The organism is Pseudomonas sp. 1L-C-7-B-C1, from assembly GCF_057291635.1.
This window is the reverse complement of record NZ_JBXAWH010000004.1, coordinates 1-26,734: the sequence shown is the minus strand read 5'-3', so window position 1 is coordinate 26,734 and position 26,734 is coordinate 1. Positions and strand designations below refer to the sequence as shown.

The following is a 26,734-nucleotide window of genomic DNA, read 5'->3' as shown; positions in this document are numbered from 1 at the left end:
CCATCTAAGATGCGATAGGGCGTCGTTCGCATCACGACGTGTGATACGAGCAAGGTCCGATAAAAGCTCTTACACTGCAGCTACGAGATCTGTGAGCTTTGCGGCTATACATCTAAATTCACCAAAGTAGGGCTTGCCATCGATGTTGAGCAAAGAGAGGATGTTCAACGGCACATCGCCATCATGGAACGGAAACCAAAATGCCTTATCAAGCTCAGCTTGTTTGTTTAGCCAACTCACGAAAACCCCAAGGCAAGTGCATTGCTGGCAAAATTTGGGGAGGAGATCACCACGGCACGTGGGTCCGTCCTGTGAGTAATCGTCCTCAAGATTCGATCTCTGACGTAGAACGAACCTGCCAAACTGGGCAATTTGCTCAGTTGCGTGATTTTCTATCTATTTCCTTTTCCAATGCCCATGGACATGCGTTTCAGCAAGAAAATCATGTGATCCAGCATCCACCCGTTTGGGTTCAAAACGGGCAAGCGTCAGTTGCTGACCTAGCCAATCTTGTGGACACTCCGCTTGCTCTGTGGGAAAACAATCATCACAGCTACTCAGGTTGCAATGACAAGGTTCCAGCTGAGATCCTTGTTAATCACCGATCTAGTCTCTACTTGATTCGCCCCCAAAATATCCGGATCAGAGTCTCTGCCGAGGGGGCGTATCGTGGTGATGGGACGCTAAAAGCAAGGGCAACATTTTCGTACAACAGAATTAACTACTCCCTTATCATCACCGATCATGACGTGGAGCGATATTATCAGCAGCAAGGTGCCGGTGAATATACTCCAGAGAGTGTGAGCTATTTTACGGTTAGCCTCGGTGACGTGAGCAACGGTTTTGCTTATAAATTGATAGCCGCAGTGATCTAAGGGTAAATATGAAAATTTTCACAATAGGTTTTACTGAGAAAAAAGCCGAGCGTTTTTTCTCTCTTATTAAATTGTCAGGTACGAAGCGAATTGTTGATGTACGACTGAATAATTCGTCACAACTTTCAGCCTTCGCCAAAAAAGACGATCTAAAATATTTTCTCAAAGAGCTTTGTAATGTTGACTACATCCACGTTCCGGATTTAGCCCCGACAAAAGAAATTTTGTCTCCATACCAGAAAAAAGAGATTTCTTGGCAACAGTATGAGGATAAATTTCTAAATCTCATGGCGAAACGAAATATTGAAAAACACGTAAAACCAGAAATTATTGATGAGGGTTGCTTGCTTTGCAGCGAGCATCAGCCGCATCAATGCCATAGACGGCTGGTGGCAAATTACCTCAAGCAAGCGTGGGATCAATCTGATGCGGTTGTCAAAGATCTAGTATGAGTAAAGATGCAAAAGTCTTAATTGCATATCCTATCGACTTTCTTTCGTATTCGAAATTTGAAAGGAAAGTCGAAAAAATTATCAGCTCTCTTGAAGAAGTAGAACTGATTTTCGTGTCCGACCAAAATAGATTTATCGAAAAATATTCACAGTCCAAGAGTTTGCAGACAATTTATTTCAGGTCGGATAAAGAAGCTTTAAAAGAAGCCACTCACGCTATTCTTTTTCAAGACGAAGAGCGGAATTGTTTTTTTATCCTCGATAACGAACTTCGAGAAAAACAAATACCCACGAGAATTATAAATTTGAAAATCACCAAAGTGTCTAATAAAGATAACGGTGATAGCTACGATATTTACATCGGCAGGGGAACACTGTGGGGCAATCCCTACCAAATGGGTAAAGAAGGCACACGCGACGAAGTTATAGTCAAGTTTGCTTATGATTTCGAAAAGCGGTTTTTGAAATTACCCGAAAAATTTGATGAAAACATTGAGAGGCTGAGAGGTAAGACGCTTGGTTGCCACTGCAAACCTGCGGCTTGTCATGGTGACGTGATCGCTAATTATCTTAACTCCCAAGATGATGGAAAGTGAAATCTTCGCCCATATGCTTGCGGGTGTATGCGTGTGGGTGTAACTCTATTATGTACTGCGACTTGATCGATCCACTGATCTGGTCAGTCGATCACTACCAAATTGCTAAAGGATTAGACGATGCTCCAAAGCTACGCATTCCGAAATCGCGATGGTCTATTAGGTATTTTTCAAAAAGAAGAAGACAGAGTTCACTTATATGTCGATAGCCAGTTCTACAAATACGATTGTAAAAATTGGAAAGAATGGACCCAGCAAGCGGAGAGTGATTACGATAAAAGATTCGCTGGTGGCGATATTTTAAAACCAACGGAAAAATCCGTAGGTTATTATCTACTGAATTTTTGTGAAAGCATTAACATTGACGTGCTTGATTTGGTAGAGGTAACCAATCCCGGCTTTTATTTCTCGAGGATCAGCAGGGGGAATTTTCAATTTAACTATGTAGGAGACAGCTACTATCAAGAAGTTAGAGCCTACCAAGCGATCCAAAATACATTGGATTCACTTCTCTATGTCGTTGAACCATCAGTCACGAATTTTGAGTCTTACGGCCATAAGATTCGTGAGCTGCTGATTTTGGCATGTACCGAGGTTGAATATCTTTTACTCAGAGTATTGATTGAAAACGGCTATCCTAAAAAGAAAATGTACAACACTTCAGACTACATCCATTGCCTACCCATACTGAAGCTAAATGAATACAAGGTTGTATTAGGCCAATATCCTAATTTAAAAATATTCGAGCCGTTCACAAACTGGAATACTGACTCTCCGACCCAGACTCTTGAATGGTATGATGCATACAACTCCGTCAAGCATAATCGAGGCGGAAGTCTTAAGAGCGCGAATTTCAAACACCTTCTTGACGCAATTGCGGCTATTCACATTTTGCTGGAGGCTCAGTATGGCAAAAATATTTTTCACAAATGGACTCAATACGAGGACGCCAAAAGCGTTTTCGAAAGTGTTTCAAGGCCAAGTTGGAACCCTGCTGAAATCTCCGTACCTATTTTTGAAGGATATGAGATAAAAACCAATTGGATAGGTGCATTGCAGTATTTTGCCTGTAACCCGCTCCCTAGCAAACCGCCGAAACCGAAATGCATAACGTGTGGTAAATAATCAAATATCAAAGGCAGGGTTTCCCGCCTCGGGGTTTGCGTCCACTGCTGAGATGTAAGCGGTTTGCATCGCTCTCGCTCTCGATAAAAGCTCGGCCATTGTTTGGTAGTGAATAACCATTCACCCTGGTGCTAGAGATGTTTATGCCTGATGGCGAACTGTAGGCACCGTCTGATTCGTAGGCTCGAGGCGGTTTGAAGGCTGGCATACGAGTGATAACGAAGGTAAGGTTTCATTTCTGACGTTTTGAAAAGCAGGGAGCTTTTATGTCATTTGATGCGTTTATGAAGGTTGATGGTGTCGAGGGTGAGTCGCTGGACGATGGGCACAAAGGCTGGATCGAGCTGCTCTCTTATCACTACGATGCCATGCAGTCCATCAGTCAGTCTGCGAGTTCCAGCGGTGGTGCATCTGCTGGGGGCGTGTCGCTTGGTGATTTCCAGATCAGCAAATACATTGATCGAGCTACCCCAAAGCTTTTTGAGCTTTGCTGTAGGGGTTCGCACATTAAAACAGTGACCATCCGGGTTCATCGTGCAGGAACTGAGAAGTTTAAATATTTGGACATCGTGCTCGAAGAAGTGCTGATTGCCTTGGTGAGTGGTCAGGGAGCGGAACAGTCTGGCTTCCCTGTTGAAGTGGTCACCCTGAATTACGGTCGTATCAAGTTCGAGTACTCACAACAGCGGCGTGCAGATGGTGGCAGTGCGGGTATCGTTTCTGGTGGGTGGGACAGGACCGCTAACAAACCATTTGCGTAAGGAGCGCGCCCTATGTCGGACGATGGATCGTTTCGCGTTGTACTTAATTTCGCCCAGATGGCTGCAGTGCTTACGCATGAATCCCTTACGCCTGCCGAGATCATGTCTAACCGCATATTCGGTAGTCTTAGGCTGGTCGGCGGCATTATCGAGTTGGCAGGTTCGGGCGTGTTGTGCGCCCTGCCGGAGCCTACGATGATCTCCAAGGTCGGATGCGTGGCGATGGGAGTTCACGCTTCTGATCAGTTAGCTGCCGCTTCGAACCAAATCGTCACGGGTCAGGAAACCAACTCCTACGCATTTAAAGCCGGCGCTACCGCTGCCGAGGCGTTGGGTGTATCTCGCAGCACTGGTCAAGTCATTGGTTTGGCTACTGAGTTCATGGTGCCTATTACCACGGCATCAATTTACAACGCATTTCGCGTGTCCTCGGTACGAGCTGGAAGGATGGCGGTGTCCGTAAGCGAGCAGCCCCTTCATGCAGCCAGGAATAGCGTTGGCGGCCACACTCTCCGTGATCACTATCAGAAAGATATTTTTGGATTACAAAAGCGTTTGCGGAAGGTTAGAAATGCCAAGGCGATGACGACATTTGACAGCATCGAAATGGCTGAGTGGGCGGTTAGTCAAGCACTGAAAGCTAACAAATTAAAAATAATAATGTACTCTAAGCTAAAATTTTTGCGCACACGAAACCGATTGATTTTGGTAAGCGAGTTGAATACTGAGATCGGATGGGGGGTTCTGAAAACGGCCCAAACGATACCTGTGAAGATGACTAAGGTTAGAGTTGTCATCGAGTTCGCTGAGTTTAACCACATGCCAGCTTACATTGTCACAGCGTTCCCTATACCTTGAGGTGATAATGCGCGGATATATGCAGTTAATAGACTTTATGCAAGACCTGGGAGATGGGATCCTCGATCACCTGCCGGAGGAGCTAAGGGTGGGAGTGCTGAGTGTCGAAGAGATAGTTAATCTCTGGATGCAGCGGAAATCATATTTTCAAGCTCTTTCTTTAAGGCGGGACATAATTTCCTACGCAAAACTTTATGAGGCGGGGGACTATTCTGTTGATGAGATTTTTGATGATTTTGATCTGTGCTTTATCCCGGAGAGGTTTGGTTGTGAAGAGCATGTTTTCCTCATGGGGCTTCTTGGATTGATAGATTTTCATATTGAAAAAAAAAGGAGGGACCTTCTTCTTAAATATTTTGGGTGGATGGGTTACAGGTGATGCACTCCCATCCCAGATTTTCTTCCCAAGGATAAACTCGGCGGTCGTGCCGACCTGAGATTATTCAGTAATTGATGGACTCCTCCGACATCGGTCATGGACCGTTAGCGATTGGGTATCTGGCACTTTACTTTTCCCAACCCCCGCCAACTATCGATCTCACGCCCACTAGCGGTACAAGATCGCTCCACGCCCCATCCCCCAATCCCTTCATCCTTCCAGCAATCAGAGAAGCCACGATCACCATCCGAGAGCTCAACGATTTCATTAGCACCCGGCACTCAATGACTCGGTCGCTCAGGTCTGGACGTTGATCGGAAAGCATTTCGGGCAGGCTCAAAGCACGTTGCCGGCGAGAGAGGGCGATGTCGCGAGAGGAGTTTTCGTTTCACGAACATGTGCGGCTGCTGGGTTATCTGGCGCTTCTGGTCGAAGTCATTCCGGGTGATGGTCGAGATTGGGGTCTGGAAGGGCGAGTCGCTGGTGCTGATGAATGAAGTCTGCAACCGCGAGCGCCGGATCATCGGGATTGATCCCTTTGAGCTGCCGAATCAGTTTGAAGAGTTCAGTTATGGATTTGAGGCGAGCTATGCGGTCCAGCGCGTGGGATAGGGCTCACCTATAGCACTAAACTTCAGTGCACCGGTTGAGATGGCATCCAATCAGACCCACTCCCCCCAGCGCACGTCCGTCAAACCATATCGCCGCCCATGGGCGATCAACGCCGTTAGCTCTTCCCGGGTCTTGGACAGGTTGTGCAGTACGCCGATACCTGCGTGCAGGCAGGCGTAGTACCAGGCATCAACTTCGTTCAGCGCCGAATCGGGTTGGAGAAAGACACGTTGCTCGCCCAGAAAGCGGTAGTGGATACGAAAGATGCGCTGGCCTGACATTAATATCTCCGGATTGATATCAATGTGACTGCAATGGCGTATCGCCAGTTCAATGTGTAAGGCATTTCGTCCCTTGATCCAGGGTGACCACGATCGAAAGCCCTTTTCTTGAAACGGTCAAATCGTCATGCCGGCGTGTTCACAGTGACCCAGTGCGCGGTTTTTGTTCCTAATCCAAGGGTGTTTAATGACCCTGTGGACGCTTGGGCGCCACCATTTCGCAATCGACGGGCGACAAAATGTCGCAATCGTTTTCAGGCGAGTAAGATAGGCACCCTGTTTTTACCCCCCTATTTTTTCGGACGGATCCCGCGTTGAGCGTCGTATACATCGACCTCCGGGGCATCGTGTCGACGACGTATTGATAGAGCAAACAGAGAAAAGGCGATCACTGCAAATGACCAAGACCTCGCGACCTTTATATATTTCCTATGCCGGCCCTTCGTTGCTGGAGATGCCGCTGCTCAACAAGGGCAGTGCGTTCACACCGCAAGAGCGCATCGATTTCAACCTGGTCGGCCTGCTGCCGCAGAACGTCGAAACCATCGAAGAGCAGGTCACTCGCGTTTACAACCAGTACCAGCAATGCGCGAGCGATCTGGATAAACACATTTATCTGCGCTCGATCCAGGACAACAACGAAACCCTGTTCTTCCGCCTGCTGGATTCGCACCTCGACGAGATGCTGCCGATCATCTACACCCCGACCGTGGGTCAGGCGTGCCAGGAATTCTCGAAGATCTACCGTACCCACCGCGGGCTGTTCATCTCTTACCCCGAGCGCGATCGCATCGACGATATCCTGCGCAGCGCAACGAAAGATCGCATCAAAATCATCGTGGTAACGGACAGCGAGCGCATCCTCGGCTTGGGCGATCAGGGCATCGGCGGCATGGGCATTCCGATTGGCAAGCTGTCGCTGTACACCGCGTGCGGCGGTATCAGCCCGGCCTACACCTTGCCGATCGTGCTCGATGTGGGCACCAACAACAAAGAGCTGCTGGACGACCCGATGTACATGGGCTGGCGCCATGAGCGCGTCACCGGCAAGGAATACGAGGACTTCATTGCGCTGTTCATCGAGGCCGTTCAGCGCCGCTGGCCGGACGTGCTGCTGCAGTTCGAAGACTTCGCCCAGACCAACGCCATGCCGTTGCTGGAGAAGTATCGCGATGAGTTGTGCTGCTTCAACGACGACATTCAGGGCACGGCTTCGGTTGCCGTGGGCACCTTGCTGGCGGCGTGCAAGGCCAAGCACGAAACCCTGGGCCAGCAGCGGGTAGTGTTCCTGGGCGCGGGTTCGGCAGGTTGCGGGATTGCAGAGCACATCATTGCGGCCATGGTCATCGAAGGCTTGAGCGAAGCCGAAGCGCGCGAACGCGTGATGATGGTCGACCGCTTCGGGCTGCTGACTGACAGCATGGACAACCTGCTGGACTTCCAGAAGAACCTCGCGCAGAAGTCTGTCGACGTGTCGGGCTGGTCGAGCGGTGAGGGTTCGCCCGAGTTGCTGGACGTGGTCGCCAACGGCAAGCCGACGGTGCTGATCGGCGTGTCCGGCCAGCGCGGGCTGTTCACCGAGCAGGTTATCCGCGAGATGCACAAGCACTGCGCCAAGCCGCTTGTCATGCCGCTGTCCAACCCGACCTCGAAGGTCGAAGTTACGCCGCAGGAAGTGCTGACCTGGACCAACGGCGACGCGCTGGTCGCGACCGGCAGTCCGTTTGCCCCGGTCACCGTAGGCGATCGCACGTTCCACATCGCCCAGTGCAACAACTCCTACATCTTCCCCGGCATCGGTCTGGGTGTTGTGGCGTCGAAAGCCACGCGCATCACCGACAAAATGCTGATGGCCGCTTCCAATGCGCTGGCGGAATGCTCGCCGATGGTGACGGGCAAAGGTGACGCTGTCCTGCCGCCGTTGAAAGAGATTCAGCAGGTGAGCAAGAAGATTGCCCTGGCCGTGGCCAAGCAGGCTCAGGCTGAAGGCATGGCGCTGGAGACCACCGAAGAAATGCTCGTCGAAGCCATCGAGCATAACTTCTGGATGCCGAACTACCGCAGCTACCGCCGCAGCGCGGTGTAAACATCCCCGCCACTGACGGCAAACGCTTCACCCCGGACCGCCCCATGGAAACATGCGGCGGTCTTTTGTTTTGTGGCGAATAACTTCAGGATGGGCTCTGCATAAAAACAAAAAATATCAGCGAGGGACGCATGCAAACGGACGTCGGTCTCCATGACTACATCATCGTCGGCGCAGGCCCGGCGGGCTGCCTGCTGGCCAATCGGCTGTCGCAGAATCCTGCCCACCGAGTCCTGCTGCTCGAAGCGGGCGGCCAGGACAATTACGCCTGGATTCATGTGCCGGTGGGCTACCTCTACTGCATCGGCAATCCGCGCACCGACTGGTGCTTCAAGACCGAAGCGGAGCCCGGCCTCGGCGGGCGGGCTCTCAATTACCCTCGCGGCAAAGTGCTGGGCGGGTGCTCATCCATCAACGGCATGATTTACATGCGCGGCCAGTCGCGGGACTACGACGGCTGGGCGGAGCAGGGCAACGACGGGTGGGGCTGGAAGGACGTATTGCCGATCTTCAAGCGCTCGGAAAACCACTACGCCGGCGACTCGGACCTTCACAGCGCGAAAGGTGAGTGGCGCGTCGAGCAGCAGCGCCTCTCATGGACGCTGCTGGATGCGTTCCGTGAGGCGGCGGCGCAAACCGGCATCCCGTCGATCCCCGACTTCAATGGCGGCGACAACGAAGGGTGCAGTTATTTTCAGGTCAATCAGCGGCGCGGTGTGCGCTGGAACGCGTCCAAGGCATTTCTCAGACCGGCATTAAAACGCCCCAATCTGACGGTGATCACGGGTGCAGAAGTGTCGCGCGTGTTTTTTGAAAACAACCGCGCCAGCGGAGTGATTGTTCGCGTCAACGGGCAGGAACAGACGCTTCGCGCCCGGCGAGAGATCATCCTCTGCTGCGGCGCCATCGGGTCGCCCATGGTGTTGCAGCGCTCAGGCATCGGGCCGCGTCCACTGCTGGAAAAGCTCGGCATCGGCGTTCGGCATGCGCTGCCCGGCGTTGGCGCGAATCTGCAGGATCACCTGCAGTTGCGCCTGATCTACAAGGTCACCAATGGCCAGACGCTGAACCAAATGGCGGGCAGTCTGTGGGGCAAGATGAACATGGGCCTGCGCTACGCCTACAATCGCAGCGGTCCGCTGGCGATGGCGCCGAGTCAGTTGGGCGCGTTTGCACGCTCGGGGCCGGAGCAGGCAAGCGCCAATCTTGAATACCACGTGCAGCCCTTGTCCCTTGAGCGCTTCGGCGAGCCGCTTCACGGCTTTCCCGCATTCACTGCGTCCGTGTGCGATCTGCGCCCGCAGAGCCGTGGCACGGTGGAAATCCGTTCGGCGCTGGCCGATGCCGCGCCCATCATTCGCCCGAACTACCTGAGTCACGAGGCGGACCTCAAAGTGGCCGCAGATGCGATTCGCCTGACGCGTCGCATCGCCGCCGCGCCTGCGCTCGCCCGCTTCGAGCCGGTCGAGTACCTGCCTGGCGCAAGCCTGCAAACCGAGGAAGAATTGCGCGAGGCGGCCAGCGTTGTCGGCACGACGATCTTTCACCCGGTCGGCACCTGCAAGATGGGGCAGGGCCGCGACGCCGTGGTAGACGAACGCCTGCGGGTGCACGGCATCACCGGCCTGCGCGTGGTGGACGCGTCGATCATGCCGAACATCACCTCCGGCAACACCTGCTCGCCGACCGTGATGATCGCCGAGAAGGCGGCGCAGATGATTATTGAGGATGCAGCGGCGCAGACCTGCTCGGCGTAAAGCTTGATCGGCTACTGAAGACCTGGCTGATTTCCTGCGGCTTGCACCGCAGGATCCTATCTAATAAACAACAATCCCACCCCACCATTCGTTCTCATCCTTTTCACAAAAAATTGATGGCCAGATGCCTAAAGTTCGCGACATCGGCGGGGGTCCTTCCGCGTTTATATTCTGATTTCCAACCAAGCAGACTTTTATGCTCAACGTCAAAGCAGTTCGTCCCGAGCTTGTGACATTGCTTGCCAGTGCCTTTTTGTTGGTCGGGTTTAATCTGACCCTCTGGCAGCATCTATTTGCAATCACCGACTCGGACGGTAAGGGTGTGTTGTTGCGTTGTGCTTTTGCGCTGATGGTGTTCTGTGCGTTTAATGTTTTCTTCACGCTGTTGGCATTCAAGCGTGTATTGAAATCGGTGTTGGTCGTTATCTTTTTTGTCAGCGCCGGCGTGGCTTACTTCATGAGCCAATATGGCGTAATGATTGACGCGGGAATGTTTAGAAACTTCGCTGAAACCAATGTCACCGAAGTGCGCGATCTTCTTTCATTGAAGTTGCTCGGTTACTTGTTTTTTCTGGGCGTCGTGCCGTCGTTCATTCTTATCAAAACACCGATTGCCTATCGCCGCTGGCCCCGTGAGTTGCTCAGCAAAGCGCTGGTGTCTGTTGTGTGCGCGGTCGCCATCGGCGGTGTGGCGCTGTTGAATTACCAGGGGCTGTCTTCGCTGTTTCGCAATCATCACGAGTTGCGCCTGATGGTGGTGCCGAGCAACTACCTTGCGGCGTCCGTGGGCTACTTGAGCGAGCAGGTCAAGTCAGCGCAGCGGCCGTTCGTGAGTATCGGTCAAGACGCCAGGCTTGCCAGCGATTGGCAGCAGCACAAGCGCAAGTCACTGACCGTGTTGGTCGTGGGCGAAAGTGCGCGGGCCGAGAACTTCGGCATCCTCGGCTACAACCGCGATACCACGCCGCAGTTGAGCAAGGAGCAGGGCCTGCTCACGTTTACGGATGTGCATTCCTGCGGCACGGAGACGGCGGTGTCGGTGCCGTGCATGTTCTCCAACATGGGCCGCAAGGATTACAACGCAACCACCGCCCGCAATGAAGAAGGCATGCTTGATGTGTTGAAACGCGCCGGGCTGGATGTGATCTGGCGCGACAACCAGTCGGGCTGCAAAGGCACTTGCGACCGGGTGACGTTGCAGGATGTCAGCAATCTCAAAGACCCGGCGCTGTGCGCCAACAACGAGTGCCGCGATGAAATCCTGTTGCAGGGCCTGCAGCACTTCATCGACACACTGGACAAAGATACCGTGCTGGTCCTTCACCAGATGGGCAGTCATGGGCCTGAGTACTTCAAGCGTTATCCAAAAGAGTTCGAGAAGTTCACGCCGGTGTGCGAAAGCAATGCACTGAATAATTGCTCCCGGGAAAGTATCGTTAACGGTTACGACAACACATTGCTGTACACCGACCATGTACTGGCATCGCTGATTGACATCCTGCGCAACAATCAGGGCAAAGTAGACTCGGCCATGGTTTATCTTTCCGATCACGGCGAGTCGTTGGGTGAATACAACCTGTTCCTGCACGGCACGCCTTATATGCTGGCGCCCGATCAACAGAAACATGTCCCGATGATTGCCTGGTTCTCCGAGAACTATCAGCAGTCTTTTGCCGTGGATACCCATTGCCTGCAAAAAGAGCGAAACGCGCCGCTGAGTCAGGATAACTTGTTTCATTCGATGCTGGGTCTGCTGCAGGTGCGGACAAGCGTCTACAACCCCGCGCTGGACATGTTCGCGGGTTGTCGGGGGATTTATACGGACGGGGTACTGGCCAATGAATGAGCCCCTCGACAAAAACCTTCACGCCGATGAGTTCGGGCGCCCACACGGACACACCCTCAGCCGACGTCTCAGTCTCTGGCGCGATGCGCAAATAGCGCGCAGAGCGTTGCGAGACGCGGGGGAGCCCGGGCTGGTGCTGGATTTGCCATCGGGCTCCGGGCGTTTCTGGCCAGTGCTGGCCGAACACACCAATCGAGTGATCCTCGCAGCCGACCCTTCCACCGACATGCTGGCGCGTGCCCAGGCGCAGTCGTCGAGCGAAGTGCGCAAGCGCATCCGCACGTTCCAGAGCTCGGCGTTTTCCATCGGCCTGTCCGCCAACGCAGTGGACTGCATCTTTTGCATGCGGTTGTTCCATCACCTGGCCGACCGTGAAAAACGCGGCGCGATTCTCGACGAGTTTCACCGGGTCACCCGCGACACGGCGATCGTCGCGCTGTGGGTCGACGGCAACGTGAAGTCGTGGCGCCGCAAACGTCAGCAAGGTCGACTGGACGTTGAAGTATCCGCGCCACGCAATCGGTTTGTGGTGTGCCGCAGCGACATCGAATCCGAGTTCGCGCAGGCGGGCTTCAGGATCATCGATCACCACGACTTTCTTCCCGGCTACGCCATGTGGCGTGTGTACGTGCTGCGCAAGGCGGGCCAGTGAGCAGTGATCGGATGGACGGTCGTCGCCACGGCGGCTATTTGCGCGCTTCAAAGATGAAGTTGTCCGAGACTTGCAGGACGGATGCCCGGTAACCGCTTGTAGCGATATATACTGCGCGCCATTCTTCGAGGGAGAGCCGTGTGGCCATCGATATTCACTGGATTCGCGACGACCATAGCCTCGCCGAACATTGCGCACAGTGGCAGACACTGCCCTACGTCGCGCTCGACACCGAATTCATGCGGGTCGACACCTTCTATCCCATCGCCGCGCTGTTGCAGATCGGCGATGGATCACGCGCCTACCTGATCGACCCGTTGCTGATAAGCGACTGGAAGCCTCTGGCCGCGCTGCTGGAAAACCCTGACGTCATCAAAGTCGTTCACGCCTGCAGCGAGGACCTTGAGGTGCTGTTGCGCCTGACCGGCAGCCTGCCTGCGCCGCTCTTCGACACCCAACTGGCCGCGGCCTATCTGAACCTCGGGTTCTCGATGGGTTATTCGCGTCTGGTCCAGGAAGTGCTGAACATCGATCTGCCGAAAGGCGAGACGCGTTCGGACTGGCTGCAACGCCCCCTCTCGGAAACCCAGATCAGCTACGCCGCCGAAGACGCCGTGCACCTGGCCGAGGTGTACAACCTGCTGCGCCCGCGTCTGTCCGATGAAAAGTACGCATGGGTGCTGGAGGACGGTGCCGAACTGGTCGCCAACCTGCGCCGCGAAACCGATCCCTATGACGCTTACCGCGACGCCAAGCTGGCGTGGAAGCTGTCCCGGGCGCAACTCGCCGTGCTGCGTGAGCTCTGCGCCTGGCGCGAGCAACAGGCGCGCCTGCGTAATCAGCCACGCAATCGCATCCTGCGCGAACATTCGCTGTGGCCGCTGGCCAAATCCCAGCCCGACAACCTCGCTGCGCTGGCGAAAATCGACGACATGCACCCCAAGACCGTGCGTCAGGACGGCGAGTTTCTGCTCGACCTGATCAAGAAAGCCGGCAGCGTGTCGCCGGATCTGTGGCCGCCCGCACTGCCGGAGCCGCTGCCGATCGAGGCCTCCAATGTGCTCAAGAGTTTGCGCGCCATTGGCCAGCAGCAAGCCGAGCGCCTCGACATGGCGCCGGAATTGATGCTGCGCAAAAAGACCCTCGAAGCCCTGCTCAAGACCGGTTACCCAGACGGTCCCTATAAACTGCCCGATTCGCTGCGTGGCTGGCGCCGCGAATTGATGGGCCAGATGCTGCTCGACAGCCTGGCCAACGTCGGAGAACAGCCTTGAAACGTATTTGCTCCATCTACCGCAGCCCGCGCAGGAACGAAATGTACCTGTATGTCCTCAAGAGCGACGCCCTGGAGCGTGTGCCCGAGGAATTGCTGACCGCGTTCGGCAAGCCGCAGCACGCCTTCAATCTGGTCCTGTCGCCGGAGCGCGCCCTGGCCCGTGAAGACATTCACGCGGTGCTCGCCAATCTGGACAAGCAGGGTTACCACCTGCAGATGCCACCGGCCGAAGACGACTACATCGAGCATTTGCCTGAAGAGCTGCTGCGCCGCAACGATCCGATGTGATCGATTTCTGACCCTGCAATCCATCGCAGGGGTACACCGGACCGTTGCATGCGTCAGACCTGACCGGCTCAACCGAGCACGGTCTGGAACGCTGCGCGGTCGCATGCCCCGTTTATTCGAGTTTTGAATCCATGCGCGTTCTGATCGCCGAACACGATTACCCCGTTTACACCGAACTGCTCCGCCAGACGGCCCCCGAGATCGAAGTGTTGAGCAGCGGTAATTCCGCCGAATTGTCGAAAATGGCCGCCGAAGCACCGGTCTGGCTCGGTCAGCCCGATTTGCTGGCCAATCTGCTGCGCCAGGGGCACAAACCGAAATGGCTGCAATCGACCTGGGCCGGCATCACGCCGCTGCTGGCTGACGGGCTGTACCGCGACTATCAACTGACCCGCGCCGTTGGCATCTTCGGTCAGGTGATGGCCGAGTTCGTGCTGACTTACATGCTGGTGCACGAGCGTGAAGTGCTGGCGCGGCTGGTCAGTCAGGTCGAGCGCAAGTGGGACAATCGCATGGGCCGCAGCCTCTCGGGGCGCAAGGCGCTGATCGTCGGGACGGGCGACATTGGTCGGCACGTCGCGCAGTTCCTCGTGCCGTTTGGCGTCGAGACGTATGGCATCGCGTCGAGCGCGCGGACTGAAGCGCCGTTCGTTGAAGTGGCTGCGCTGGAGGACCTGCCGCGTCTAGTGGCCGAGGTTGATTTCGTCATCAACCTGCTGCCCAACACGCCGCAGACCCAGGATCTCTACAACGCCAAACTGTTTGCCTGCTTCAAGCCTTCGGCGTTGTTCATCAACGTCGGTCGGGGCACGGCGGTGGTGGATGCGGATCTGGTAGAGGCGCTGAAAGAAGGGCATCTGGCCGGGGCGGTCATCGACGTCTGCCGTCAGGAACCGCTGCCCCAGCGTCACCCGTTCTGGACGGCGTGGGGGCTGTTGCTCACTGGTCACAGCTCGGCGCCGACGTCGCCGCCGGCAATGACCCAGCTGTTCGTGGACAACCTCAAGGCCTATACCGCCGGCGAGGCATTGCGCGGCGAAGTGGATTTCGCCAAGGGGTATTGAGCACTTCCCGGCTGAAACCGGTTCTACTGACACGACGCGTACTGAGTGGGACCGGCTTCAGCCGGGAAGAGGCCGGTTTTTACGCCATCCATTTTGCGGCGTGGCTGCAGACGTCTTCCAGGCTAAAGCCGGTCCTACTAAAACCGAGCGTCCAGCCCTTACAAACTGAAATCCCCCTCGGCCGCCAATTCAGCCAGCGGCCGACGCGGGCTCGGCGTTTCCCGAGCCTGAAGGTATTCGGCCAGCGTCAATTTATCCCCCAGCTTGCCGATCGCCACGGCCGCATGCACCGCATAACCCTCCGGAATCTTCAGCGCCTGGCGAGTCAGTTCCTGGTCAAAACCCGCCATGCCGTGGGTGTGCCAACCGCTGAGACTTGCTTGCAGCGCCAGGTATCCCCACGCCGAACCGGTGTCGAAGGTGTGCCACAGCGCCGGCGTTTCTTCCGTCGCGCCGGGGGCGGTGAAGGTGGTTTTGGAAATAATGATCACCAGCGCCGAGGCATGCTGTGCCCAGCCGCGATTGAATTCATTCAGCAGGCCCAGGAAACGCTCCCAGTTCGGCGTGTCTCGGCGGGCGTAGAGAAAACGCCAGGGCTGTGAGTTGTAAGCCGAAGGCGCCCAGCGCGCGGCTTCAAAAAAGCTCAGCAGGGTTTCCTGCGGGATGCTCTCGCCGCTGAACGCGCGCGGCGACCAGCGTTCGATGAATTGCGGGTCGATGGCGTATTCGGCAACACGTGGATTGGCGCTCATGGATTCGATCCTGAAAGAGAGATAAACCGCTCGCCTGCAGCAGGCGGCGTGATCATTCAGATGGGCCGTTGACGGCAGGCATCGTCGCAAAGGGGGGGGGCAGCGCAGGCAATGGCAGACCTGCCCGCGAGGGCCTAACGCTACTGCGCCGCTTCGCTGCTGACAAGCCTGCGCATTTCGGAGTTATAGCCGCTTCCATCTGCCGCGCCCGTCGACCGACAGTCGCCCGTGCTTGGCCCAACGGACCTGTACCTCTAGACTGGCGGCCTTTCATTGCCCACAGCTGTATGCGCGAGAATCATGGCCGCCATCGTAGAACCCTTCTGGATACGCAAAACCCTTGAGCAGCTCGATGCCGTTGAGTGGGAATCGCTGTGTGACGGCTGCGGTTTGTGCTGCCTGCAAAAGCTCGAGGACGAGGACGACGGCAGCGTTTATTACACGCGCATCGCCTGCAAGCTGCTGGACCTGAAGACCTGCGCCTGCACTGACTACCCGAATCGCCGCGCCCAGGTCCCGGACTGCATTCAGCTGACGCCCGGTAAGGCTGACGAATTCAAATGGTTGCCGCCCACTTGCGGCTATCGGCTGGTCAGCGAGGGCAAGGACCTGCCGCTCTGGCACCACTTGGTGTGCGGGGACCGGGACCAGGTGCATAAACAGCGTATTTCCCAGTCCGGACGCATGCTCAGCGAAGGCAGCGTGCCCGAGGACGACTGGGAGGATTACCTGATTTTTCGTGCGGGCTAATGCAAAAAGCTCGTGAGGCTGTGGGTTCAGCCGTCACGAGCTTGCTTGCGATGCAGCGTCGATCAGACGCCTTTCGGACCTTTCAATGCGTCGACGCCGGTGTCGACAGCGTCTTCTACAGCGACTTCAGCCTTGGTTTTCAGCTTGCTCAGTTCAGCGCCTGCTTCTTCGATGCGCGAACGCGCCACGTCCATTTCGCTGCGGCTTTTGTCGATCAGCGACTTGGCAGAGCAGTGGCCGGTGATGCCACGGGCCAGAACGGCGCCGCCGATTGCCAGTTGCACCAGACCAAAGATCCCGCCGCGGCGCAGGCCTTTGCCCATCATCAGTACACCACCTGCCAGCGAGCCAATGCGCTCCCAGCCCTGTACGTTCTGCTCCGGGTAATCGTGCAAAGGTCGTTCGATGCGTTCAATGATCGGGGTGTCGCTCATGATGCGTTCTCCGTGAAAGGTTGGGGTCCTTAAAGCTGACTGTCAGCAGCGCAAACTGTTCAATGCGTTTTGTCAGCGCGCGGACGTCAGGTGCGATCGGTTTCCCGTCCGAACTGCGGGCCAGAGCGGGTATTGACGCCTTTAGCCATGCGGTCGTAAAGCACGACGTTGACGGTCGCGGCGAGGTTCATGCAGCCCGTCGTGGGGATGTACACCACGTCTTCGCACCAATCGCGGATCTCTTTATCCAGCGAACCGTCTTCCGGCCCGAAAATATAGATCGCCCGGTCCGGGTGGGTGTACTCGGGCAGCGCACGTGCGCCCTCGACCAATTCCACGGCCACCGGCACGCAGCCCAGCGGGATGATCTTTCTCAGGTCATCAATGCCGATCAGCGGAATGTCCTGGTAAATCTTCTTGGTGTCGGTAACGAAATCACGCGCACGCTCGTAGCGCTTGCCGGTGTAGAACACCGACGCCACGCCATAGCAGCCCGCTGCGCGCATCACCGAACCGACGTTTTCCGGGGATTTGGGATTGAACAAGCCGATGCAGGCATAGCGTTTGTTGGCCACGGGGGAGGGTGCTCATCAGAGAAAGCGCGGGATTATAGGGGAAAGAGGCAGCAGGAAGCTGCAAGCCTCAAGCTTTGAGCTGCAAGAGGCGGTGAACGGTGGCCCGACAAACGCCGCTGTGCTTTTACTTGCCGCTTGCAGCTCAAAACTTGCAGCTCGTCTGCTAGTCCTTCTTCATCAACCCCGCCAGCGCGGCGAACGGGTTGTGGGTCGCCTTGGCGGTTTTCGGGCTGCTGGTCGAGCTTTCCGAGAAGTATTGCTGATCGGTGTAACGCGAGTGTTCGTTGTCGTGGCAGTACAGGCACAGCAGTTCCCAGTTGGAGCCGTCCTGGGGATTGTTGTCGTGGTTGTGGTCGCGGTGGTGCACGGTCAGCTCGCTGAGGCGTTTGCCGGCAAATTCCCGGGCGCAGCGGCCGCAGACGTGCGGGTACATGCGCAGGGCTTTGTCGCGGTAACCCATTTCTCGGTCACGCTGGTTGTCGGCGAGGATGCGGTCCAGTTTGGAAGTGTTGGTTGGCGTGTTGGCCGAACTCATGGCGTCACCTGTTTCGTGTTCTGTTGGCGATGGAGAGCAATGCAGGCAAGTCTAGCGCTTTGCCCGTCGATCAGCCCTTCAGTTTTTCGGCGATCCAGATGGTATGCCGTGTGCCCTTGTTGCCATGGGCGTAGACCTTGACCTCTTCAGCCTTGAAACCGGCCTTGCGCAGCTTGTCGCTGAAGGCCGCGTCGGCGCTGGCGGACCACACGGCCAACACACCTTTGGGGCGTAGCGCGCTGGCGCAGGCCGCGAGACCACCGGCCGAATATAGCCAGCTGTTGGATTTTTGCGTCAGGCCTTCAGGACCGTTGTCAACGTCGAGCATGATCGCGTCAAAGCCTTGTGGTTCTGCCTTGAGAACCTGAGCGACGTCCTGCACCACCACCTTGGCGCGTGGGTCCTGCAGCGGATTGCCCGATTTTTCGCCCAGGGCACCGCGATTCCACTCCACCACGCCGGGCACCAGCTCGGCGACCACCACTTCGCCGTTCTTGCCCAGGTGCTTGAGCGCTGACGCCAGGGTAAAGCCCATGCCCAGCCCGCCGATCAGCACCCGAGGGTTGAGGCGCGCCGCGACCTTCTTGCAGGGAATTTCCGCCAGGGCGTCTTCGGAACCATGCATGCGCGTGTTCATCAACTGGCCGCCGTCACCACCCTGGATCTTGATGACAAAATCCTCGCCGTACTCGAACAGGCACAAGGCGCCGCCGTTATCGGGGATCGGAGTGGTGTCGAGCAGAACAAAACGTTTCATGGATAACTCGTCAAAAGGGTTGGGCCGCATACAGCGCAATTTGTCAGAGCGCGATGGGTTGCGCAGGAGTAGCCTGAGCGATAAGCGAAAGATTGGCAGGGGAGGCCAACGATGAAGTGCTCCATTCTACTGACGATTGTCATCACTGTGCTCGGCGTGTCTCAAGCGTCTGCCGAGAGCCTGCAACCTGTTCTGAATACGCCCGAGCCCATCGCGGCGTCCGCCGGTTCGCCCGGCACCGCAACGCCAACGCCGTACCCGCAAGTTGCACCGCCGGGCATTCCCCATGCAGGCGGCCAGGGCAACCCTCCGCTGCTGCCGAAGATCCCCCAGCCAGGACCGCCGAAGGAAGATGAGCCATTGCCGGGCTTGCAGCCTTCGGCCAAGCCGACTCCCTGAAGGCCGTTCTGCTTAATCCTGCTGCGCCACGACCTGACCGTCCATCATGCGCAGCCGCTTGGACATCGCCACCGCGATCGCGCGAATGATCTTCGCTGCCACTTTCGGCGCGTCGTTGAGCATCTTGTCCAGCGAGTCCTTGCCCAGGTTCAGCAGATAGCACGATGAAGCGGCGATGCACGTGGCCGAGCGACGTTCGCCATCCAGCACCGCCATTTCGCCGAACGCTCTACCGCTGCGCAGGATGGCGGTCTCCACCGGATGGCCATCACTGTTGAGCTTCTGCACCGACACCGTGCCCGAGTGCAGGATGCACATGAACGTGCCCGCGTCGCCTTCGTTGAAGATCGCGTCGCCCTTTTCAATGCTGCTGATGCTGAAGTACCCCGCAGCGGCGGCAAATTCAGCCGGCGTCAGGGCGAGGAACAGACCGCAGTCCATCAGCTTGTCGCGGATTTCCTTATTGAGTGACGAAGAGTTGAGCAATGTAGACATGGCGAGTTCTTGTTGAGTGTTCTAGAGGGTTGCGTTAAGCACGGGCTGCAGTGAAAGGAGCCCGGACTTTACAGGGTCCGGGCTTGTCATGTGACACACCGCCCGCGCAGATGTCGTCAGGCCATTTTCAGCACTTTCAGAATAAACCCGTATTCGAGGGCTACGTCACGCAATCCCTGATAACGCCCGCTCATGCCGCCATGGCCTGCGCCCAGTTCGGTCTTGAGCAACAGCAGGTTATCGTCGGTTTTGCGATCACGCAGTTTCGCCACCCACTTGGCTGCTTCCCAATACTGCACGCGGCTGTCGTTGTAGCCCGCGATCACCAGCATGGCCGGATAATGCTGCGCCGCGACGTTTTCATAAGGCGCGTAGGCCTTGATCCGCGCGTGAACATCCGGCTCTTGCGGGTTGCCCCATTCGTCATATTCAGTGACGGTCAGCGGCAGATCGGGGTCGAGCATGGTGTTCAGTACATCGACGAACGGTACTTCAGCGATGGCAGCCTTGAACAGCTGCGGACGCTGGTTCACCACCGCGCCAATCAACAGGCCGCCGGCGCTGCCGCCACTGATCACCAGTTGTTCGGCCGTGGTGATGTTTTCCGCGATCAAGTGTTCGGCACAGGCGATGAAGTCGCTGAAGGTGTTCTGCTTGTGCTCCTGCTTGCCGTTGCGGTACCAGGCTTCGCCCAGCTCCCCGCCGCCGCGCACGTGAGCGATGGCGAAAGCGATGCCGCGATCAAGCAAACTCAGCCGCGCGTGGGAAAACCACGGGTCCAGGCTTTCGCCGTACGCGCCATAGCCGTACAGATACAGCGGAACGGTCTGACCGGCCAACTCGCGTTTGACTACCAGGCTGATGGGCACTTGCGTACCGTCGGCGGCTGTCGCCCACAACCGCTGGCTGACGTAGGCATCGGCGTCGAACACACCCAGTACGGGCGTTTCCTTGAGTACGACCTGTTCCCCGGAGGCCAGCGACAATTGCCAGACCTGCGGCGGACGGTTCAGCGATTGATAGCGCAGGCGAATCTTGTCGCTTTCGAATTCAAGGGTGTCCTGCACATACAGGTTGTAGGCCGCATCCGGCAGTTGCACGCGATACGCCGGGAGACCTTGGGGATGCACTTCGACAATCGGCAGGCCGCCTTCGCGCAGGCTCAAGGTCAGGCCTTTGGCGTTGAGGCTGAAGCCGTCGAGCATCACCGTCTCGCTGTGGGCAATCAGGTTCTGCCAGTCGCTCCGTTCCGGGATGCCATCGGGTTTTTCAGGCGCGTGGTACAGCGCAAAGTTGATGCCGTCTTGATTGCTGCGAATGACCCAACTCCACTTGCCGTCGATCAGCCCGTGGTCCACCGAATACTCATGGCCCTCGCTGCGCGGCGCCATGCACACGAACGCCTGTTCTGGTGTGCTGGCGTCCAGCACCCAGGCCTCACTGGTGGTCTTGCTGTCCAGCCCCACGATCAACTGCCGCTCCGAGCTGCTGCGATAGCAGTGGAGGAAGAAGCGCCCGTCGGGCTCGCTGAACACCAGTTCGGCGGATGCTTCGCCCAGCTTATGGCGGTACAGCTTGTGCGGACGATGGGTATCGTCCAGCTCGCCGAAGAACAGCGTCTGGCTGTCGTTGGCCCAGGTCATGCTGCCGTCGCAGTCTTCGAACGGCAAGCTGCTGACCGCGCCGCTGTTCAGCTCCTTGACGTAGAGCTGATAGACCTCCTCGCCGCTGGTATCGAGGCTGTAGGCCAGACGCTGATGGTCGGGGCTGATGCTGAACGCACCGAGGGAGAAGAAGCCACCGCCGGCCAGTTCGTTCGGGTCGAGCAGCAACTCTTCAGCGCTTTCGTCGATGGTTTGGGAGTCATCGCCCGGCCGCGGGCAGCGATAGTGACGAGCGTATTCGTCGCCTTCGGTGGTGCGGGTGTAATAAAGATACGGGCCCCAGGGGGAGGGCAGTGACAGGTCGGTTTCGAGGATGCGGCCCTTGATCTCCTGAAACAGGGTTTCGCGCAACGGCTGCAGGTCTGCGAGCTGCTGTTCCTGCCAGGCATTTTCGGCCTTGAGGTAATCGAGCACTTCATCAGTGTCGCGGTTTTGCAGCCAGACGTACGGGTCGGCGCCGTCAGCCTTGCGGGCGACGGGGGCGCTGGAAGTGTGTGGGGCGGAAGGCATGCTGGGCTCTCTCACATGGGCTCACTTAAAAGGGATCGGTCGCGCTGCCCGGTGCCCGACATACCGCAGACCGATAACTGAAGCCGGGGAAGCCGGGCTGGTGAAAAGCCGTTATCATAAGCGCCTCTTTACCTGCCTTACCACGGACGTCATGACCGACAACGACTATCTGATTGCCTGGGGCCTTTACGCGTTCGCCGCGTTGGGCTGTCTGTTGGTGTGGTTCAAGCTGACCGGCTGGATGTGGCGCTACCTGCGCGAACCCTTGCGCGTGATCGGCGCCGTGCTGTTGTTCTGCCCGACGATCGTTGATCCCGCCAAAGACCAATACGCCCCGGCGCTGGCGATCAGCGTGCTGGACCTGGCGCTCAAGGTCGGCAACAACGTCTGGCGCGCCGTGCTCGACCTCGCCACCTACGGCGCCATCGCCCTGGGGCTCTACGTCATCTTCGCTTTGATCCGCTTGCCGTTCCTGCGCAAGAAAAAAGCCCGTCTGGCCCACGCCGAAGCCGCCGCTGTCCAAGCTGCCGCCGAGCAGAAGGAACACGACGAGCCTTATGCAGACCCAGCCGCAGGGCGCTTCGCCAGCCAGTCTCCCGCTTCAACGCCGGCGCCTGCACCCAGCGGCCGCTATCGCGTCGAACCCAAACTGTGATGGTGACCGGCATTCTCCCAGACGCGTGCCTCAACGCACCGAGACCTGAGCATGTGTGAACTCCTGGGCATGAGTGCCAACGTACCGACAGACATCGTGTTCAGCTTCACCGGGCTGATGCAGCGCGGTGGTCGCACCGGTCCGCACCGCGACGGGTGGGGCATCGGTTTCTACGAAGGCCGGGGCCTGCGTCTGTTTCAGGACCCTGCCGCGAGCAGCGAGTCGGAAGTCGCGCAACTGGTGCAGCGTTACCCGATCAAGAGCGAGGTGGTCATCGGCCACATTCGTCAGGCCAACGTAGGCAAGGTCTGCCTGTCCAACACCCATCCTTTCGTGCGCGAACTGTGGGGGCGCAACTGGTGTTTCGCCCATAACGGCCAGCTCGCGGATTTCCACCCCGGCGCTACGTTCTATCGGCCGGTGGGCGATACCGACAGCGAAGCGGCGTTCTGCGACCTGCTCAACCGGGTGCGCGAAGCATTTCCCGAGCCGGTCGATATCGAGCAGTTGCTGCCGACACTGGTCGAAGCCTGCAGCGAATACCGCAGCAAAGGCGTGTTCAATGCACTGCTCAGTGATGGCGACTGGCTGTTTTGCTACTGTTCGACCAAGCTGGTGCACATCACCCGCCGCGCCCCGTTCGGGCCGGCGCGCCTCAAAGACGTCGACGTTATCGTCGATTTCCAGGCGGAGACCACGCCCAACGATGTGGTGACGGTGATCGCCACCGAGCCACTGACCGAAAACGAGACCTGGAACCGCTACGAGCCAGGTCACTGGAGTCTTTGGCGCCGCGGCGAATGCGTCGTCGAAGGTTCGGCCTGAAAGAGAGGGATCTATGCTGCGCAGCTATATACGACTGGTGTTGTTCACGGCAGGCCTGTTGATAGGCGTGCAGATTCCGGGGTTTATCAGCGACTACACCAAGCGCGTCGAAGCGCACATGCTGGAAGCTCAGCAGAGCCTGCGCGGCTACAACGAGACTGCCCTGCGGTTCTTCAATGGCGACGTGCAAGCGCTGATCCAGCATTACCGCACCAGCGATGACCCGGTGTTCCGCACCGACGCCGACAACATCAATAATCTGCTCACCCGCAATCAGACCCTCGACCGCGAATGGCTCGCGTTGCAAGGCCCGTGGTACGCCCGCGCCTGGCATGTGCTGACTGACGCTGACACTGCTATCCGCACCGAGACCTGGAATGGCTACACCTGGCAGGTGTTGTTGTCGCCGGAAGTCATCGGCTGGGGCCTGCTGTGCGCGCTGCTGTTCTCGCTGGTCATCGAAAGCATTGTGGTGTTCATCGACTGGGTATTCGTCGGTCGGCACCACGTGCGGCCGGTGGGTCGCGACTGGCGTTGAGGCCCATTGCCGGCACCCGCTTGATTGGGCAGTGATGCTACTGACGCTTTCCCGGCTGAAGCCGGTCCTACAATGGTGCGTAGTTTGTAGGACCGGCTTCAGCCGGGAAGAGGCCGTCCCGGTCAGCAAAGATCCTCCCCACCGTTCACTTTTTCTTATCCTCCCCCCGCGCTTTTATTCGTTGGACGCTTCGGCCATTCGCGCCGAAGAATGCTCCCATCCGCACAGCCCTGTGTCCCGCGCTGCCAACCCGATGACCCCGCGCGTACACTCGAGCTTCTTCCCGTTTCATTCGCACAGGAGTCACGCCCTTGAGCCGCCTGTTATTGAATTGTGATATCGGCGAAAGCTACGGCGCCTGGACCATGGGTCTGGACGCCGAGGTCATGCCCTACATCGATTGCGCCAACATCGCCTGCGGCTTCCACGCCGGGGACCCGAGCGTCATGCGCAAGACCGTCGCGCTGGCCCTGGCCAACAACGTCACCATTGGCGCGCACCCTGCTTATCAGGATCTGGTGGGTTTCGGGCGTCGCTCGATGGCCTGTTCCCCGCAAGAGATTCAAGACCTGCTGCACTACCAGATCGGCGCGCTCGACGGCGTTTGCCGAGCCCAGGGCAGCCACGTCAGCTACGTCAAGCCCCACGGCGCGATGTACAACGACATGATGGCCAACCCGACCCAACTGCGCGCCGTCATCGAAGCCATCGCCCGTTACAACCCTGAACTGCCGCTGATGCTGCTGGCCATGCGCGACAACTCGGCAGCGCAGGCCATCGCCGATGAATTCGGCGTCACGCTGTGGTTCGAAGCCTTCGCCGATCGCGCCTACGACAGCGTGGGGCGGCTGGTCTCGCGCAACCTGCCCGGCGCGGTGCATCACGATGCAGAGGTCATCATCGCCCAGGCCATGACCTTGTCCCGAGGCGAAGCCTTGATTGCCAGCGATGGCAGCGAGCTGCGACTGCGGGCCCACACCTTGTGCGTGCATGGCGACAACGACAGCTCCATCGACGCGGTCCAGCGCATTCGTCAGGCGTTGAACGCCGCTGATGCCGGACCGTCTGCCCTGTGAACCTGCGCATCGAAGTCGTCGCCATCGACTGCCTGATGGTCCGTCTATTCGACGCCATCGACGAGGCCAATATGCCGTGGATGCTGGCCGCGACGTCGCGCCTGCGCGAGGGTTTCGCTGCGCATTTGATTGATCTGGTGCCTTCCTACACCACGCTGATGGTGCATTACGATCTATTTGCGCTGAGTCCGACACAGGCCAGGGCAATCATCACCGATGCACTGACTGATCTTGCACCCGACGCCGCCCAAAGCGGTCGGCAGCATGTGTTGCCGGTCTGGTACGACTTAAGCGTCGGGCCCGAGTTAAGCCTGTTGTCCAGGCGCAGCGGGTTGTCGGTGGACGAGGTGATTCGCCGCCATAGCCAGCGCGAGTATCAGGTTTTCGCCCTGGGCTTCGCACCGGGATTTGCGTTCATGGGGCTGGTGGAAGAAGTCCTCGCCGCGCCGCGTATCAAGACACCCCGCAAGCGTGTCGCGGTGGGAAGTGTCGGCATCGCCGAACGGCAAACCGCGGCCTACCCGCTGGAGTCGCCCGGCGGCTGGAACATCCTCGGGCGCACCCCGGCCAAACTCTTTGATCGCGAAATCGACGGCTACAGCCTGATGCAGCCCGGCGACACCGTACGTTTTGCCGCCGTTGATCACGCAGAATTCATTCGTCTGGGCGGCGACGACACGCCGCTGGAGGGCCTGGCATGAGCGCGTTGACGGTCAAAAGCAGCACGCCGCTGTGCCTGTTGCAGGACGTTGGACGGTTCGGCGTAAGGCACCTCGGCGTGACCCAGGGTGGGGCGCTGGATTGGGTGTCGATGTCGTGGGCCAACAACCTGCTGAATAACGCTCTGGACGCCGCCGTTATCGAAGTGACGCTGGGCGGTCTGACGCTGCTGGCCGAATCCGACTGCTGCCTGGCGCTGGCCGGTGCGGATCTGGGCGCCGTGCTCGACGATCGACCGATTGCGCCGTGGCGCAGCTTCTTCGTGCGCAAAGGCCAGCAGCTTCGCTTTACCCGGCCCATCACTGGTGCTCGCGCGTATCTCGCTGCGCCCGGCGGATTCGCGGCGGTCGATGTGCTCGGCAGCTGTGCCACCGTCGCACGAGAAGGGCTGGGCGGGCTCGAAGGAAGCGGCAAGGCGCTGGCTGAAGGCGATCAACTGACTTATTCAGGGGCGTCGTTTGAGCTTCATGCGCTGCCTGATCACCTCATCCCCGACCTTTCCGATCAGCGTCCGCTGGACGTGGTGCTGGGTGCACAGATCGGCCAGTTCAGCGGCTTGAGCTTATTCGATGCGTTCAACAGCGAATGGACCCTCGACAGCCGCGCCGACCGCATGGGCATGCGCTTGCTCGGGCCGGAGCTGGTTTATCAGGGCAAGCCGATGATCTCGGAAGGCATCCCGCTCGGCGCGATTCAGGTCCCGCCGGATGGCCAGCCGATCATCCTGCTCAACGACCGCCAGACCATCGGCGGCTATCCAAGACTCGGCGCACTGACGCCGATGTCACTGGCCCGGCTGGCGCAAAAGCTGCCGGGGAGTGTGGTGCGGATGAGGGCAGTGGCGCAGGACGTGGCGCATCGGGAGCAGATGGGGTTTTTGAATGTTGTCCACCGTCCTCTCTAAATGTTGCCGGTCGTCTGGATGCCTCGCAATCGCCCCGCGAACACCCTCCTTGTGGGTGTGACCGGGGCGGCGCTCCACCTTGCTCACGAAAGCGGCATTTCAGTCGCTAAAGATTCAGTGAATGTACTGACCTCTTCGCGAACAAGCTCGCTCCCACGATGGAGCTGCGTTTGCCGGAATATCGGCGTCATGCACTGAACCTGTGGGAGTCAGCTTGCTGGCGAATGCGCTGGGTCA

The 26,734-nt window shown here is 57.8% G+C and carries 31 protein-coding genes; 23 read left to right on the top strand and 8 right to left on the bottom strand.

Annotated features, from left to right (window positions below; genetic code table 11):
• The first annotated feature begins 200 nt into the window (after window positions 1-200).
• The 8 genes from AC0Z8Z_RS07600 (at window position 201) to AC0Z8Z_RS07565 (ending at window position 5,658) form a co-directional block, all read left to right on the top strand.
• Window positions 201-875, top strand: a complete 675-nt coding sequence (locus tag AC0Z8Z_RS07600) for a dual OB domain-containing protein (protein ID WP_485618716.1) — start codon at window positions 201-203, stop codon at window positions 873-875.
• An 8-nt stretch (window positions 876-883) separates the two neighbouring features.
• The gene (locus tag AC0Z8Z_RS07595; RefSeq protein ID WP_485618715.1) at window positions 884-1,327 is read left to right on the top strand and encodes a DUF488 domain-containing protein; all 444 of its coding nucleotides are present in this window, start codon (window positions 884-886) and stop codon (window positions 1,325-1,327) included.
• The gene (locus AC0Z8Z_RS07590) at window positions 1,324-1,923 is read left to right on the top strand and encodes a DUF4326 domain-containing protein (protein ID WP_485618714.1); all 600 of its coding nucleotides are present in this window, start codon (window positions 1,324-1,326) and stop codon (window positions 1,921-1,923) included. The genes AC0Z8Z_RS07595 and AC0Z8Z_RS07590 overlap by 4 nt, the downstream gene beginning before the upstream one ends.
• 120 nt (window positions 1,924-2,043) lie before the next feature.
• On the top strand, window positions 2,044-3,048 hold the full coding sequence (locus tag AC0Z8Z_RS07585; RefSeq protein ID WP_485618713.1) for a hypothetical protein: 1,005 nt from the start codon (window positions 2,044-2,046) through the stop codon (window positions 3,046-3,048).
• Between the two features lie 266 nt (window positions 3,049-3,314).
• A complete protein-coding gene (locus AC0Z8Z_RS07580) occupies window positions 3,315-3,809 on the top strand; it encodes an Hcp family type VI secretion system effector (protein ID WP_485618712.1) in 495 nt (164 codons plus the stop codon).
• Between the two features lie 12 nt (window positions 3,810-3,821).
• Window positions 3,822-4,667: an RNase A-like domain-containing protein gene (locus AC0Z8Z_RS07575; protein WP_485618711.1), complete on the top strand. Its 846-nt coding sequence runs from the start codon at window positions 3,822-3,824 to the stop codon at window positions 4,665-4,667.
• 19 nt (window positions 4,668-4,686) lie between these two features.
• Window positions 4,687-5,046, top strand: a complete 360-nt coding sequence (locus AC0Z8Z_RS07570) for a hypothetical protein (RefSeq protein WP_485618710.1) — start codon at window positions 4,687-4,689, stop codon at window positions 5,044-5,046.
• 444 nt (window positions 5,047-5,490) lie between these two features.
• Window positions 5,491-5,658, top strand: coding sequence for a class I SAM-dependent methyltransferase (locus tag AC0Z8Z_RS07565; RefSeq protein WP_485618709.1), 168 nt, complete (start codon window positions 5,491-5,493; stop codon window positions 5,656-5,658).
• 50 nt (window positions 5,659-5,708) lie between these two features.
• Here the strand turns inward: AC0Z8Z_RS07565 and AC0Z8Z_RS07560 are convergent, their stop codons facing one another.
• Entirely contained in the window at window positions 5,709-5,939 is a 231-nt protein-coding gene (locus tag AC0Z8Z_RS07560) for a DUF6555 family protein (protein ID WP_485618708.1), read from the bottom strand.
• A 397-nt stretch (window positions 5,940-6,336) separates the two neighbouring features.
• Here AC0Z8Z_RS07560 and AC0Z8Z_RS07555 point away from each other — a divergent pair, with 397 nt between their 5' ends.
• The 7 genes from AC0Z8Z_RS07555 (at window position 6,337) to AC0Z8Z_RS07525 (ending at window position 14,908) form a co-directional block, all read left to right on the top strand.
• The gene (locus tag AC0Z8Z_RS07555) at window positions 6,337-8,025 is read left to right on the top strand and encodes an NAD-dependent malic enzyme (protein ID WP_485618707.1); all 1,689 of its coding nucleotides are present in this window, start codon (window positions 6,337-6,339) and stop codon (window positions 8,023-8,025) included.
• Between the two features lie 131 nt (window positions 8,026-8,156).
• On the top strand, window positions 8,157-9,782 hold the full coding sequence (locus AC0Z8Z_RS07550) for a GMC family oxidoreductase (RefSeq protein ID WP_485618706.1): 1,626 nt from the start codon (window positions 8,157-8,159) through the stop codon (window positions 9,780-9,782).
• A gap of 196 nt (window positions 9,783-9,978) precedes the next feature.
• A complete protein-coding gene (locus tag AC0Z8Z_RS07545) occupies window positions 9,979-11,628 on the top strand; it encodes a phosphoethanolamine transferase (protein WP_485618705.1) in 1,650 nt (549 codons plus the stop codon).
• Window positions 11,621-12,280: a class I SAM-dependent methyltransferase gene (locus AC0Z8Z_RS07540; RefSeq protein WP_485618704.1), complete on the top strand. Its 660-nt coding sequence runs from the start codon at window positions 11,621-11,623 to the stop codon at window positions 12,278-12,280. Before AC0Z8Z_RS07545 ends, AC0Z8Z_RS07540 begins: the two co-directional genes overlap by 8 nt.
• A gap of 140 nt (window positions 12,281-12,420) precedes the next feature.
• Complete coding sequence (rnd, locus tag AC0Z8Z_RS07535; RefSeq protein ID WP_485618703.1) at window positions 12,421-13,554, top strand: ribonuclease D; 1,134 nt, start codon at window positions 12,421-12,423, stop codon at window positions 13,552-13,554.
• Window positions 13,551-13,844 (top strand): YcgL domain-containing protein, encoded by a 294-nt coding sequence (locus AC0Z8Z_RS07530; RefSeq protein ID WP_122537448.1) that lies wholly within the window; start codon window positions 13,551-13,553, stop codon window positions 13,842-13,844. Before rnd ends, AC0Z8Z_RS07530 begins: the two co-directional genes overlap by 4 nt.
• A 131-nt stretch (window positions 13,845-13,975) precedes the next feature.
• Window positions 13,976-14,908 carry a D-2-hydroxyacid dehydrogenase gene (locus AC0Z8Z_RS07525; protein ID WP_485618702.1) on the top strand — a complete coding sequence of 311 codons (933 nt, stop codon included), beginning with the start codon at window positions 13,976-13,978 and terminating at the stop codon, window positions 14,906-14,908.
• Window positions 14,909-15,066: 158 nt separating this feature from the next.
• On the opposite strand, the gene AC0Z8Z_RS07520 is transcribed toward AC0Z8Z_RS07525, so the two are convergent.
• The gene (locus AC0Z8Z_RS07520; protein WP_485618701.1) at window positions 15,067-15,660 is read right to left on the bottom strand and encodes a nitroreductase family protein; all 594 of its coding nucleotides are present in this window, start codon (window positions 15,658-15,660) and stop codon (window positions 15,067-15,069) included.
• Window positions 15,661-15,960: 300 nt separating this feature from the next.
• On the opposite strand from AC0Z8Z_RS07520, the gene AC0Z8Z_RS07515 reads away from it, so the two are divergent.
• Window positions 15,961-16,410 carry a YcgN family cysteine cluster protein gene (locus AC0Z8Z_RS07515; RefSeq protein WP_272633756.1) on the top strand — a complete coding sequence of 150 codons (450 nt, stop codon included), beginning with the start codon at window positions 15,961-15,963 and terminating at the stop codon, window positions 16,408-16,410.
• A 62-nt stretch (window positions 16,411-16,472) separates the two neighbouring features.
• Here the strand turns inward: AC0Z8Z_RS07515 and AC0Z8Z_RS07510 are convergent, their stop codons facing one another.
• The 4 genes from AC0Z8Z_RS07510 to AC0Z8Z_RS07495 all read right to left on the bottom strand — a co-directional run bounded on the left by AC0Z8Z_RS07510 (window position 16,473) and on the right by AC0Z8Z_RS07495 (window position 18,711).
• Window positions 16,473-16,844, bottom strand: coding sequence for a YgaP family membrane protein (locus AC0Z8Z_RS07510; RefSeq protein WP_205484533.1), 372 nt, complete (start codon window positions 16,842-16,844; stop codon window positions 16,473-16,475).
• A gap of 86 nt (window positions 16,845-16,930) precedes the next feature.
• On the bottom strand, window positions 16,931-17,419 hold the full coding sequence (locus AC0Z8Z_RS07505) for an RNA methyltransferase (RefSeq protein WP_485618700.1): 489 nt from the start codon (window positions 17,417-17,419) through the stop codon (window positions 16,931-16,933).
• Between the two features lie 163 nt (window positions 17,420-17,582).
• Window positions 17,583-17,954, bottom strand: a complete 372-nt coding sequence (locus AC0Z8Z_RS07500) for a YajD family HNH nuclease (RefSeq protein WP_074890657.1) — start codon at window positions 17,952-17,954, stop codon at window positions 17,583-17,585.
• A 70-nt stretch (window positions 17,955-18,024) separates the two neighbouring features.
• Window positions 18,025-18,711, bottom strand: a complete 687-nt coding sequence (locus AC0Z8Z_RS07495; protein ID WP_122623072.1) for a spermidine synthase — start codon at window positions 18,709-18,711, stop codon at window positions 18,025-18,027.
• A 111-nt stretch (window positions 18,712-18,822) separates the two neighbouring features.
• Between AC0Z8Z_RS07495 and AC0Z8Z_RS07490 the strand changes: the two genes are divergently transcribed.
• Complete coding sequence (locus AC0Z8Z_RS07490) at window positions 18,823-19,110, top strand: hypothetical protein (RefSeq protein WP_122537453.1); 288 nt, start codon at window positions 18,823-18,825, stop codon at window positions 19,108-19,110.
• A 12-nt stretch (window positions 19,111-19,122) separates the two neighbouring features.
• On the opposite strand, the gene AC0Z8Z_RS07485 is transcribed toward AC0Z8Z_RS07490, so the two are convergent.
• Both AC0Z8Z_RS07485 and AC0Z8Z_RS07480 read right to left on the bottom strand, forming a co-directional pair.
• Window positions 19,123-19,605, bottom strand: coding sequence for a Crp/Fnr family transcriptional regulator (locus AC0Z8Z_RS07485; protein ID WP_485618699.1), 483 nt, complete (start codon window positions 19,603-19,605; stop codon window positions 19,123-19,125).
• Window positions 19,606-19,721: 116 nt separating this feature from the next.
• Window positions 19,722-21,779 carry a S9 family peptidase gene (locus tag AC0Z8Z_RS07480; RefSeq protein WP_485618698.1) on the bottom strand — a complete coding sequence of 686 codons (2,058 nt, stop codon included), beginning with the start codon at window positions 21,777-21,779 and terminating at the stop codon, window positions 19,722-19,724.
• A 151-nt stretch (window positions 21,780-21,930) separates the two neighbouring features.
• Between AC0Z8Z_RS07480 and AC0Z8Z_RS07475 the strand changes: the two genes are divergently transcribed.
• The 6 genes from AC0Z8Z_RS07475 to AC0Z8Z_RS07450 all read left to right on the top strand — a co-directional run bounded on the left by AC0Z8Z_RS07475 (window position 21,931) and on the right by AC0Z8Z_RS07450 (window position 26,497).
• The gene (locus tag AC0Z8Z_RS07475; protein ID WP_485618697.1) at window positions 21,931-22,434 is read left to right on the top strand and encodes an MFS transporter; all 504 of its coding nucleotides are present in this window, start codon (window positions 21,931-21,933) and stop codon (window positions 22,432-22,434) included.
• A 51-nt stretch (window positions 22,435-22,485) separates the two neighbouring features.
• Window positions 22,486-23,259 carry a class II glutamine amidotransferase gene (locus AC0Z8Z_RS07470; RefSeq protein WP_485618696.1) on the top strand — a complete coding sequence of 258 codons (774 nt, stop codon included), beginning with the start codon at window positions 22,486-22,488 and terminating at the stop codon, window positions 23,257-23,259.
• A gap of 13 nt (window positions 23,260-23,272) precedes the next feature.
• Window positions 23,273-23,797, top strand: a complete 525-nt coding sequence (locus AC0Z8Z_RS07465; RefSeq protein WP_272633768.1) for a DUF2937 family protein — start codon at window positions 23,273-23,275, stop codon at window positions 23,795-23,797.
• A 311-nt stretch (window positions 23,798-24,108) separates the two neighbouring features.
• Window positions 24,109-24,873 carry a 5-oxoprolinase subunit PxpA gene (locus tag AC0Z8Z_RS07460; RefSeq protein ID WP_485618695.1) on the top strand — a complete coding sequence of 255 codons (765 nt, stop codon included), beginning with the start codon at window positions 24,109-24,111 and terminating at the stop codon, window positions 24,871-24,873.
• Window positions 24,870-25,574: a 5-oxoprolinase subunit B family protein gene (locus AC0Z8Z_RS07455; RefSeq protein WP_485618694.1), complete on the top strand. Its 705-nt coding sequence runs from the start codon at window positions 24,870-24,872 to the stop codon at window positions 25,572-25,574. Before AC0Z8Z_RS07460 ends, AC0Z8Z_RS07455 begins: the two co-directional genes overlap by 4 nt.
• On the top strand, window positions 25,571-26,497 hold the full coding sequence (locus tag AC0Z8Z_RS07450) for a 5-oxoprolinase subunit C family protein (RefSeq protein WP_485618693.1): 927 nt from the start codon (window positions 25,571-25,573) through the stop codon (window positions 26,495-26,497). The genes AC0Z8Z_RS07455 and AC0Z8Z_RS07450 overlap by 4 nt, the downstream gene beginning before the upstream one ends.
• Window positions 26,498-26,734: the final 237 nt, after the last annotated feature.